Raw genomic sequence first — 12608 nt, forward strand, 5'->3', positions numbered from 1 at the left:
GAAGACGATCAGAGTCCAGACGACGATCGTGACCCCTTCGGCAAATGCCGCTCGCCAAGACGACGGCCACTCCCATGCCAATCACGAACACCGAACCGAGCACCCTGAACGTCGAAGATTTTCGTCGTCTGGGCGTCCGACCGAACGAACTTCGGTTGGCGGTGATTCGACGTGCAATCGTGCGAACATCACGAAGCCTTTCCAAGCGATGTTTGCAGGCGAAATCGACCGAGGATGCGCTGCAACTGTCGCGCGTCGCGACATCGGCGTACCGTTTGATGGATCCGCGTCTGCGGACCAACATTCATCAACGGGCTCACGTCGGACGGATCTTGCCGAGCACGCTGAGCCTGGCGGGCAACACAAACTTTTTTAACCGCGCTGGCGCAGCCGATGCAAGTTTCGCGGGATCCGATCCAAGCGAATCCGATTCGTCGGCCACCGAAACGGTCGACGCGAACGAATGGATAGCGGGGATCGACTTTCCTTCGTTGGAAACGCCTGTCGCTAGAAACTCTGACACTGTCTGGCTGCAAAAGCTTGGCGATGATGACTTATTGGAATCAACTCCCCAGTCGAGACGCCTAAAACGACTGCGACGAAAACTATTGCCATCGTGGACGTGGTTCGCAATCGGCGGCTTGATTGCCAGTGTCGCGGTGGGCTTTTCGACGATGGCGCCGAAATTCGACTCCCCTTATTCGCAAGCGATAGAACAAACAACAGCGTCGCGTGTGCCTGCGAGCGTGCGTCAACCCAGCATTCTCGAACAAGAACTACCAGCGCCCAGCAATCAATCAGCAGAGCCGATCGTCGAATCGGAACGCACTGAATTCCTGCCGGATCCTTTTGCCAACCCGATCACTTACGCGGCGCCGTTGGTTTCACCGGCCGACTCGGATGACACCGAGATGCTTGCCCCATCGGTGTTCCTACCATCAAGCAACGATGGGGAACCGAAGAACAATCTGCTTGCCAACCGGGACTTGGCCTCCGTCGCCAATCCGACGCCAAACGAACCAGCGGAAGCATTCGCAACAGCGCCATTGCCGACCGCACCAGCCGAACCGACCGAGTCGCCTGACGAAGCCCGTGTTCGCGAGTTCTTAGAAAAAGTTGACGATGCCGACACCGAGGGGCCAAACAACGATTTGCACCGTATCGGCTTGGCCCTTTGCGAATCACTGCTAGCCGGTGAATCATTCGATCGATGCGACCAGATCACCGACCGCTTGATGAGCACCGATTTTAGTGGCGCGCGTTCAAGTAAACTTGCGGACGTGAATGCAGTTCGATTGGCTACCAAACAGATGCGGCGGATGCATCATTCGCTCGCTCAGTACACTCAGTCGCCACGAACGCTTCAGCAACAGATCGATTCAACGAGCATCAAGGCAGAGATTGAGCATGCAGGCGCACTTGGCCGATACGAGTGCTTGATGCTGCGTCGATGGAATTACGATTCGCTTTCTCGACTTACCGAGTCCACCGACACTCGCATCGCATCGCTGGCGCGTCAAGAACTTGCGATGCCGGTTGACGCTCCTGCTGATGAATTAGCCGACATGGCACAGCGATGGCTCAGTGCCGCAAAGCGAGCCGATGGGCGAGCATCCGAGTCGATGCAACTTCACGCGATCGATTGGATGCAGCGCGCAAGCAACGCAGCCAGTGGACTGCTGCGATTGAATCAACTGCGATTGATTGACGAACAACTCGACACTCTTCCGCTTCACCTGCGAACGCCCTTCGCACTGCTAGCGACATCACCGCTTGCGCCAACAGCGTTCCTCGAAATACAGACTCCTGCCGATCAACCCACCATCAAACAAACGCCCACTCCATCGCCCTCAACCGAATCAAGCATGAGCGGTCGGATGCTGGCGATCTTTGATGCCGAAGCCGACGCAACCGACCTTGGCGTCCAGATTGATTACCAGCTGGACGTGGCAATCAAGCCATCGATGATTCAAACCGTCCGGAAGCGTTTCAAACAGGAAATTTCAGGGTTGAAGTTTCGTTTTGTCGGCGACCTGAATCTTGACCGCGTCCAAATGGCTAAGGTATCGATCGCTGCTGGGGTCGACGCTCGCAAACAGTCGGTTTCAATCGATGGCACATGCGTGACGTTTGATCCGCTGGATTCTGCGACCGAGATCCTGCTGTCCGCGGGTGCTCATCGTGTCGTTTGGACGTTCGACAGCGAAAACTTGGCGTCCGCCATTTTCCTTGGCATCCATGATGCAGATACGGGATTACGGATCCCCATGGCACCGGCCAACGACAATGCCTTGCCGTTGCAAACCGAATTGACGGTTACCATGCTTCGCAGCGACAACTGAACCGTCTTGCGAACAATCAGCCGCTGAACCACCGAAATCGTCGCCAGGCTTTTCGGGTTGATCCATTTGATTCGTCACATCACTAGGCAACGGCCTACAATGCGGGGACATTGAATCGGAACCCAACACAGGACTTGTCGGTATGAACGCCATCGTGGCCCCACCCCAACCCCGCACTCTTGCCGAACTGACCCAAAGTGGATGGGAATCGAAGACTGTCAAACAAGAGATTCGCGATAACTTCACGCGAATGTTGGCCGCTCGCGAAGAACTTTTTCCGGGCATGATCGGTTACGAAGACACCGTGATCCCAGAAATCAACCTAGCATTGTTAGCCGGGCACGACATGCTGTTCTTGGGTGAAAAGGGACAAGGCAAGAGCCGCATGATGCGGATGTTGACGCGATTTCTAGACGAGTGGATTCCGTACATTGACCATCCCGATCTGCCCATTCACGAAGACCCCGCAAAGCCGATCTCGTCACTGGGCAAGCGATTAGTCGCAGAACATGATCCTGCCGATATAAAAATTGGCTGGTGGCATCGCAAGCAGCGGTACGCCGAACGATTGAGCCCCGGTACAAAGTTCGCCGACATCATCGGCGAGATTGATCCCGCGAAACTGACTGGTGGCGTCAGCATGAGCGCCGAGGAAGCCCTCTCCTTTGGGCTGATCCCGCGAATGCACCGCGGCATCTTTGCGATGAACGAGTTGCCGGAACTAGACGAATTGGTCCAGGTCGGCTTGTTCAACATTCTGGAAGAACGTGACGTTCAAATTCGTGGCTATCCCATTCAGTTTGACATCGACGTGATGATCCTGTTCTCGGCTAACCCGTCGACATACAACCGCAGCGGAAAGGTGATCCCGCAGTTGAAGGACCGAATCGGAACGATTGTGCAAACTCACTATCCGGCCGAGCGTGATCAAGGAATTGCAATCCTGCAGCAGGAAGTTGGCGAACAGCTCGACGGTGAATATCCGGTATCGGTACCCTACTTCATGTACCAGATCGTCGAAGAGATCACCAATCAAGCCCGGCGCAGCAAGTACATCGACCAAGCTTCCGGTGTGTCAGCGAGGTTCTCACTGGCGAACTTCCGAACGATCGTCGCCTCCGCTCGCCAACGAGGCATCGTCAACGACGAGAAACCGGCCGTGCCGCGGATTAGCGATCTTGGCCACTTATATGCCAGCTCGCTTGGCAAGCTAGAACTCGACCTGATGGGAACTCACCAGATGAGCGAACGCCAAGTCTTGGATGCCGTCGTGGCCGAAGCCATCCGGATCGTGTTTGGCGAGTACGTCGAGGAACACGGGCTTGCTGAGATCGCCGAGATTTTTCGTGGCGGCGTTCGAATTGAAGTCGGCGACATGCTGCCCAGCAGCGACTATGCCGAACGACTGAAGAGCGTTCCACCGGCGTGGGACAAAGCCTTCGAAGTCAACGCGAGTGAGAATGAAGCCGTGCGTGCTTCGTGCGTCGAGTTTGTCTTGGCGGGCTTGTACAGCATGGACAAAATCAGCCGCAGCCAACGCCACGGCAAAATCCAGTACGAAGTCTGATTGAATCCCACGCAGTTCGTTCACCGAGTGTTGGAATATCCTATGAAGTCTCGCGTCGGCGGCATCATTCACGCCTACCAGAAGTACGATCCCGCTTCGTTCCCGCCTCCCACCCAGGAACCGCCGGACTTGGTATCGCCCGCTTTCGAGCAGGCGATGATGTACGGCAACTATCGAGAACTGTCTGCCGAAGAACTCGCCCGCGCGGTCAAGCTAGATCCCAGCCAAATCGCGGGACTCGGGCCCAGCCTGGACATGCTGCGCGCAATGCTGGAAGAACGCAAACGAAGGATTCTTGAAACGTACGAAGCGAAAACGGTCCAGAAGAAGGCACGGAAAGCCTATTTCAATTCGTCAAAGAACGTACGGGTTCCCAAGAACCAAGAGAAAGCTTTTCGCCAAGCGATCACTTACGAACAGCCCTACATCATCGAACAAATTTGGTATCACGCCGACAGCGACAACAGCGAACTGGCGCGCAGCCTGATGAACATCAGCGCTCGCATGAGCGACAAGCACAACCTCGAAGAACTAGAATCGAAATATGATTTCACTGGCAACGAATCGATGTCGATTCCGAAAGCACTTCAGATCAAAGAAGAGCTCGAAAAGATTGACGAACTGTTAAGCCAGTTGGAACAGGCGTCCAAAGACGCGCAGATCGGCATCATCGATATGGAGATGTTGTCCGAGTTCGCCGACAAAGGCGATATGCAAAAGTTAGAAGAGATGCAGCAGCAGCTCGAAAACATGATGCGTGAACAAGCCGAGCGTCAAGGATTAGAAAAGGATCCTGATGGGAAGGGTGGATTTCGACTAACACCGCAGGCCTACAAAATCTTTCAAGGACGACTGCTTCAGCGGATCTTCAGCGAACTGGCACCATCGCGAACCGGCCGTCACCAGGGTGATGTCGTGGGCGAGGGTGCGGTTGAACTTCAACAAACCAAACCCTACGAGTTTGGTGATAGTGTTGCGAACATTGACGTGCCGCAAACCGTCATCAATGCGTTGCTTCGCCAAGGCGACGAGCGGCCGATTCGGTTGCGCAGCGACGACATCGAAGTCCATAAAACCCGCAACCACCCTAAGTGCGCGACCGCTGTGATCATGGACATGAGCGGTTCGATGCGATACGACGGCCAGTACGTCAATGTCAAGCGAATGGCACTCGCACTGCAGGGACTGATCACGACGGAGTACCCCGGCGACTTCTTGAAATTCATCGAGATGTACACTTTCGCGAAAATGCGAACACCCGGTGAGATCATCGAACTGATGCCCAAGCCAGTGACCATCCATGATCCATGGGTCCAGCTGCGGGCCGACATGAGTCAGCCCGATATCAGCGAAGCGATGGTGCATCCGCACTTCACCAACATCCAACACGCCTTGCAATTGGCTCGCCGCAATCTGGCAACCTGCGACACACCGAACCGACAAGTCGTATTGATTACCGATGGATTGCCTACCGCTCATTTCGAAGAAGAACAGCTCTACATGCTGTATCCGCCTCATCCGCGAACCGAAGAAGCAACGATGCGAGAGGCTGCGATGTGCAGCAAAGAAGGCATCACGATCAACATCTTCTTGATTCCCAGTTGGTCTCAAAGCCAAGAAGACGTTCAGTTTGCTCAGCGGCTTGCGCAAACGACGCAGGGCCGCGTTTTCTTCACCAGCGGAAAAGACTTGGATCGTTTCGTGCTCTGGGACTACGTCCAGAACCGCCGAGAAATCATTTCATAGCGTAAGCGGGACCAATTTCGGATGACGCGGTCAAAGACCGGCTCTGATCGAGTTCGCGATGGCGACTCAATCGATCGTAGCGCCTGTATCGGTTCTATGAATTGATTCCCACGGTGTTACAGACGTCGCGACGTGAACTTGGGATTTACGGCTACGGATGACCTAGCGTTTGCTTGAACACCCATTTCTTAGCCACCCGAAATCCCATGTCATCATGATTAATCGCACCTCTACCGGATTGGTTCTTTTTGCATCCACGCTGTTGGTCTACACGGTGGGTTGCTGCGGCCAGGGTTGCGAATCAGAACCGCAAAAGTCCTACGGCACTCTCTTGAAAGATGCCGTCGCGGCCGAACCTCGCAAAGTCGATGCATCCACCACGCTGGACAAGGTTTTCGCCGACAACAAGAAACGTCTTGAGTTCAGGTACACCGTGACCGATGCAGGCAAAGCGGCAGCGGTAAGCAATCACGGTGCGAGCTTTCAAAAAATCGTCACCAGCATGACAAGCAGTGATCCGCTAGCCAAAGAGGCCGCGTTTCGAAAGGTCACGATCGAACACATCTTTAACGATGAATCGGGCAGCCTGATTTCATCAATCGTTGCGGACGACCACTCACCGCAATCGGGAATGCCTATGGCAGCCGAAGTTCTGCGCAACAAAGTCAACACGACGGGCGTCCAAGGCAATCCATTTCTCAAGTAACCACGCCGCTTCGCCGATCCCACAGCGCCGAACTACGGGCAACTCAGTCTTCGACTAACAAGTCGTCTTCGAGCAGATGGCAATAGGCGTCGTAGCGCCGCGCATCGATGCGCGAGTCGGCGACCGCATCTTTGACCGCGCAATCGTCTTCGCTTAAGTGCAAACAATTCGGGTAACGACACGAACTGACGTACGGACGCATGTCGGGCATCAGGCCAGCGACCTCACCAGCCGAGATGTCCCACAACTGAAATTGACGAATGCCGGGTGTGTCGAAAACTGCACCGCCACCTTCAATCGGGATCAACTGCGATGCCGTCGTGGTGTGCCTGCCTTTGTCGTTGTCGGTACTAACACGACCAATGGCCAACCCCAACCCTGGCTGAACCACGTTCAACAGGCTGCTCTTTCCGACACCGCTTTGACCGGCCAGTGCTGTCTGCTTTCCTTGCAAAAGTTCACGCAGATAGTCGACGCCGGTGCCGTCTTCGGCGGATGTCATCAAAACACGAAACCCCATCGCGGCGTACGCGCCGATGATCGGCTGCATCGATGTTGGCTCGACCAAATCGACCTTATTCAGAACGATGACGGGTTCAACATCGCACTGTTTCGCCGTCAACAGAAAGCGATCAATCAGCACCGGTTTTAAGCCCGGCTGAGCGGCGCTAGCGATGATCAGCAAGTAGTCAATATTGGCGACAATGATGTGCTGTTGACCGCGACTGGTCCGGCAAATGATGCCGTGACGGTCAGCCACTCGTTCGATCATTCCGTCTTGGGGTGTGTCGGCGCGGAACCAAACAAAGTCGCCAGCGACGACGGCGGATCGGCCATCGATGCTAAGCGACTTCAAGACTTGACGAATGGCACACTCGTACATTGATCCGTCATCCGCCATGACTTTGCATTTCAGGCCGTGAGCACTGATCACGCGTCCGGAAATCAGTTCGGCCTTGGACGCCGCTTCCTCGGACTCGGTTTCGGACACGATGGTTCGCTTGCGAGTCAGGTCGCCTTTACCACTGACCCGTTCGCCACGCGACAGGTCGGCCATTTCTTTTCCGCCGGTGAAATCTCGCGTCAAATCGCCGCCGCGAACACGACCTTGGTGGTGTTTACGGAAAGCGGTTCGAGAGTTCGAGCTTTTCTTTTTCTTGGCCATGTTTTCGCGAAACAGCGAGTGCAGTCGGCAGGTTCGATCGTTCACTTCACCCGGTCGCCTGGCACCAGCCTAAGATGCCGAGTCAGCAGCACTATCGGGTTCGGGTGTTTGCGCCGCACCATCGGAATTACGGTTACGAACCTGAATCGAGAGCCCCAGAATCTCGGTCAATTCGGCTTCACCAAGCTCTTCGTGCTCAAGCAACGACCGCGTGATACTCTCCAATTCGCCGCGATGTTCGCGCAACAACTGCTCGGCCTTCTGATCGGCTTCCATCAAAATCCTTGCGACCTCTTCGTCGACCAACTCTTGAGTGCGTTCACTGAACTGGCGAGTCTGATGAATCTCGCGTCCCAAGAACGGATCCTCGTCGCTGGTCTTATAGCTAACCGGGCCGATCTTCGCACTCATGCCCCAGTGAGTGACCATTCGCCGTGCGATACTGGTGGCTCGCTCGAGATCGTTTTCGGCGCCGACGGTGGTTTCGTTGTAAACGATTTTTTCGGCCGCACGTCCACCCAGCAGAACGATCAGTTGATGATCGAGTTCACGTTTGCTGATGCTCAAGCGATCTTCGTTTGGCACGTATTGAGTCACGCCGAGAGCGCGTCCACGTGGAATGATCGTGACCTTGTGAACAACATTAGCGCCGTCCAAATGCCAGGCCGTCAATGTGTGACCGGCTTCGTGATAGGCCGTCTTTTCTTTTTCACTGTCCTGCAACACTTCTTCGCGTTTTGCGCCCATCAGAATTTTGTCGCGGGCGTTGTCAAAGTCGTCCATGTCCACGACTTTCTTATCTTGCCGAGCCGCCCACAGCGCCGCTTCATTGACCATGTTGCGAATGTCCGCACCGGTTAACCCCACCGTTCCGGCGGCCAAGCGATGAAGGTCCACGTCATCGGCTAGCGGAACATCACGAACGTGGACTTTGAAGATTGCTTCGCGGCCTTTCATTGTCGGCCGGCCCACCGTGATGTGACGGTCAAATCGACCGGGTCGCAACAAAGCTGGGTCTAAAACATCAGGACGGTTGGTTGCGGCGACGACGATCACCGCTTGATTACCGCTAAATCCGTCCATCTCGCCAAGGATTTGGTTCAGCGTTTGTTCACGTTCGTCATGACCGCCGCCGAGACCAGCGCCACGTTGGCGACCGACTGCATCGATTTCGTCGATGAAGATAATCGCAGGACTGTTCTCTTTGGCCGTTTTAAACAAGTCACGGACTCGGCTGGCACCGACACCGACGAACATCTGAATGAACTCGCTGCCGTTAACGCTATAGAACGGCACACCCGCTTCGCCAGCGACAGCCCGAGCGAGCAATGTCTTGCCGGTTCCGGGTGGTCCGTTTAGCAGCACACCTTTAGGGACCCGGCCGCCGAGTTTTTGAAATTTCTCGGGCGTCTTCAGAAATTCAACAATTTCCTGCAAGTCTGCTTTCACGCCTTCAAGGCCAGCGACTTCATCGAACGTGACCATCTTGTCAGTCGCTTCGAATCGCTTAGCCGGGCTCTTACTAAATCCGGACAAGAATCCGCCGCCCATCATGTCGCCGCGTGATCGACGCAGCATCATGAACAAGAACAACAGCACGCCTAGCGGCAGCCCCACCATCAACAGGAAATACAGAACCTGTTCCGTATTGTCCTTCGCCAAATAACCGTAATCGATGTTCGCCTTTTCCAACTGACTTTGCAGTTGGACAACCCAACCGGCGTCAGTCGATCGGTTGAAAGCGAATTTCTTCAGGTACTTTTCCGGTTCGCCATCTTCACCTTTGCGAACTTCTTCCTTGCCATCGACTTCGACCGGCGGAGCTTCGGGCCGAGTCACAAAAGTGCCAAAAACTTGCTGTTCACCGATCAGAATGTTTTCGACGTTTCCACGTTCCAGCTCATGCTGAAAGAAACTTGCCGACACCAGCGAGCGTTCTTCGCTGCGGTTGTAGAACAACATCAACACCAACGCCGCCAAGATCAACGCGATCAGCAGCGAGTTGTTGTTGCGTCGATTCGGCTGATTTTCTGGGCCCGGAGTTCCATTGACACGGTCCCGGACATTGTTTTTCGGGCTCTGGTCGTCTGACTTCTTATCCATTACTTGCCTTCGGGCCTTCTGCAATTTTATGGGTTCCAGGACAAAGCCCGGGGGTTGGTTGAGGCTGATTCACGATGAGGGTCTGCGTTCGTCACCGGATTGTAGTGTTTTGCATCAAAAGTGACTAACCGACGACCGTTCCTCCATCCGACGCCGCCCGAATCCGTTTCACCGCCGCAGGCGAATCAATCCAGGCAGGATCGACGGCATGACCAGATGACGCAGCAGCCACCAAATCATCCACCAACAACGCCAAATCACAGCGGCGAATCGCGGTGATTTGGTGAACCGTATAGCCATCACGAAACAAACGCCATGTCCAATACGCATCCGAGGGATCCACGGCCGGAGCCGCAACGGGAACGACTGGCGCCGTAGCGGGAACAATCGTGGGCTCGGCAACCGGTGCCGAGTCCAGAACAGTTTCCTCGGCTGGCAAGCTTTCGATGCACCCGACGACCAATTGCACCAAGTCATACCCGAATTGCTCGATCGTTGCTGTCCCGACACCGGCAACGCCCTCCAATTGGGCAGCCGACACGGGCGCGGCTTCTGCAATTCGTTCCAATGTCGAATTGGTCAGAATCCTAAATGCGGGAACCCCCAGCGCCGCCGCGGTCTTTCGGCGCCAGCGTTTCAATGTTTCCGCCAGTTCAGCGACCTGAGCTTCCGCCGCTTCATTGGATTCGGTCTCGACATCGTCACGGGTCACATCAGTTTCGCTTGGCTCGGATCTTTCGCTTTCTGCAGCCTGATCAATCACCTCGTCAGCCTCCGGCACCTCGTCGGTTCCAGCGGATTGAGTTTGGACGTCACCTGATTCGATCGCACGTGACGCGTGAGCCAGTTTCTTGGCTAGCGGTATCGGCATACGCACCGACGGCGGCAGCGGGATCTGACCCATCATCACCTGCGTCCCGATCGCCGCCATGTGAATCGTCGGCCGACGGTCATCGACTTCTTTCTGTTCTACCAAACCGGCTTCCGCTAACGCGTCCATCACACCAACGACGTCGGACTGTTTCAGATCCGACAACAACCCGTACGTGCTCAGTCGGTTCAGCCGCCACTGTTGCAACTTTTTGCTCTTCGATCCGCACAACATTTGTGCGACCAAGATTTTGCCGAACCGACCATGCATCCGAGTCACACCACTCAGCACGACGCGGATCCCACGCAGCAGCGCATCGGAATCGACGCCTTTCATGGGATCGGACATAGCCACGTCTTGGGCGCGTCCCGCCCTGCCGTCACCGGGGGCACATCGATCGCACGTCCCACAGTTGTCAGCGTCGGCCTCGCCAAAGTAATTTAGAATGACTCGTTGGCGACACCCGGCGGTGCGAGCGAACTGAATGACCGATTCTAGTTTTTCAGTTTCGGCCGCTTTGCGCCGAGCCAGTTCGGCAAAGTCGATGTCCAAGTCTTCGAAACGTTGATCGCGATCGGTGAAGTGGATCGCACGTCCACGAAACGGCGGACAGTAATCAAACGCCTTCAACCGCCGTAGCTCTCGCAGGGTTCGAACCAATTGATCACGTTTGACATCAGCCGCTTCCATCAAGCGTGCAGGCTTAACAAACACGTCTTCGTGCCGACGTCGCCCCACAATTTTCTCGATCGCTAACATGACCTTCCGCCGCGTCCTGGCCTCTTTGGGCAAAAAATCTAACATCGACGGCGCATCGCTATCGATCCGAAGCATCGCGTAATTCGCATTCGAATCGAGCCGCCGTAACACTCCGGATTTCGCCAACAGTGTTTCAGCCGTCCCGATCGCTTCGCTGCCGTCTTTGACGTCAATCGCTTCGCGAACTTGATCCAGCGTCAATTCGATCGGGTCTTCCTCGCGAGTCAACAAGAACTCATAGACTTTCTTGACGGTTGCTTTCGATGGATACCGGCTGTCGATAAAGAACTCTTGGATGTACCGATCGCTGTACGAGAACATCAATCGGCAATCGCTGTTTCCACCATCACGTCCTGCCCTCCCCGCCTCTTGATAGTAAGCTTCCAAACTGCCCGGCAAGTTGTAGTGAACGACAAACCGAATATCCGACTTGTCAATGCCCATGCCGAATGCGTTGGTTGCAACGATCGCCGATAGCCGGCCCGACATGAACTCTTCTTGAACTTGACGACGCTGAATGGGATCCAAGCCGGCATGGTAAACGCCGATCGGTCGGCCGGCTTTCTCGGGCAACCAGTCCGCGATTTCTTCGCAACGCTTTCGTGTCGCGGCGTAGATGATTCCCGCACCTGATTGCGATTGCAGATAGGCCAGCAGCGCGTCGTTTTTTTCTTGTTCGGTTTTCGAATGCGTCACCCCGAAACGCAGATTCGTCCGAGCGAACCCGGTCACAAAAGTCTTGGGTTCCTTCAAACCCAGGATCTCGATGACGTCATCTCGCACCACCGGGGTCGCCGTGGCGGTCAGCGCAATTGTTTGCACGTTATTCAAGTAACGCTGGCGAAATCGGCCCAAACGCGAATAGTCAGGCCGAAAGTCATGCCCCCATTCACTGACACAGTGGGCTTCGTCGACGGCCAACAAGGTCACGTTTGCTGTACGGCACGCGTCTAAAAACCGGCTGTTGCGCAGCCGCTCGGGTGCGACGTAGACCAAATCCAACTTGCCGGATGCCATTTCGTTCATGACATCGGTTTGCTCGGCCGCGGACAACGTGCTGTTGATCAATTTGGCGGCAATTCCAATTCCCTGCAGCGTGTCGACTTGGTCCTTCATCAAGGCGATCAGCGGTGAAACCACGATCGTGGTTCCCACCCGAGCCAAGCTGGGCAGTTGGTAACACAGACTCTTACCACCACCGGTCGGCATCACACACATCACATCCTTGCCTGCCGCGATCGCATCAACGACTTCGCGTTGGCCAGGACGGAATTCAGTCAAGCCGAATCGGCTCAGCAGCGTGGTCGGATCCGGTGTGTCAGCCATGACGATCGTTGCGAAACAAGAAA

Annotated in this window: 7 protein-coding genes; 4 read left to right on the top strand and 3 right to left on the bottom strand. The window is 55.3% G+C overall.

Annotated features, from left to right (window positions below; genetic code table 11):
• Nucleotides 1–74: 74 nt before the first annotated feature.
• From Poly59_RS01920 to Poly59_RS01935, 4 genes are all read left to right on the top strand, one after another.
• Complete coding sequence (locus Poly59_RS01920) at nt 75–2342, top strand: hypothetical protein (RefSeq protein ID WP_146532383.1); 2268 nt, start codon at nt 75–77, stop codon at nt 2340–2342.
• Between the two features lie 142 nt (nt 2343–2484).
• On the top strand, nt 2485–3909 hold the full coding sequence (locus tag Poly59_RS01925) for a magnesium chelatase (RefSeq protein WP_146532384.1): 1425 nt from the start codon (nt 2485–2487) through the stop codon (nt 3907–3909).
• Nucleotides 3910–3951: 42 nt separating this feature from the next.
• Complete coding sequence (locus tag Poly59_RS01930) at nt 3952–5655, top strand: vWA domain-containing protein (RefSeq protein WP_146532385.1); 1704 nt, start codon at nt 3952–3954, stop codon at nt 5653–5655.
• A gap of 214 nt (nt 5656–5869) precedes the next feature.
• On the top strand, nt 5870–6361 hold the full coding sequence (locus Poly59_RS01935) for a hypothetical protein (RefSeq protein ID WP_146532386.1): 492 nt from the start codon (nt 5870–5872) through the stop codon (nt 6359–6361).
• Between the two features lie 43 nt (nt 6362–6404).
• Here Poly59_RS01935 and rsgA read toward each other — a convergent pair whose 3' ends face one another.
• From rsgA to Poly59_RS01950, 3 genes are all read right to left on the bottom strand, one after another.
• Nucleotides 6405–7526, bottom strand: a complete 1122-nt coding sequence (gene rsgA / locus Poly59_RS01940) for a ribosome small subunit-dependent GTPase A (protein WP_146533193.1) — start codon at nt 7524–7526, stop codon at nt 6405–6407.
• Nucleotides 7527–7595: 69 nt separating this feature from the next.
• A complete protein-coding gene (ftsH, locus tag Poly59_RS01945; RefSeq protein ID WP_146532387.1) occupies nt 7596–9629 on the bottom strand; it encodes an ATP-dependent zinc metalloprotease FtsH in 2034 nt (677 codons plus the stop codon).
• 124 nt (nt 9630–9753) lie between these two features.
• Nucleotides 9754–12585 (bottom strand): RecQ family ATP-dependent DNA helicase, encoded by a 2832-nt coding sequence (locus tag Poly59_RS01950; RefSeq protein WP_146532388.1) that lies wholly within the window; start codon nt 12583–12585, stop codon nt 9754–9756.
• Nucleotides 12586–12608 lie beyond the last annotated feature (23 nt).

Origin of the sequence: Rubripirellula reticaptiva (genome assembly GCF_007860175.1) — a bacterium.
Taxonomy (GTDB): domain Bacteria; phylum Planctomycetota; class Planctomycetia; order Pirellulales; family Pirellulaceae; genus Rubripirellula; species Rubripirellula reticaptiva.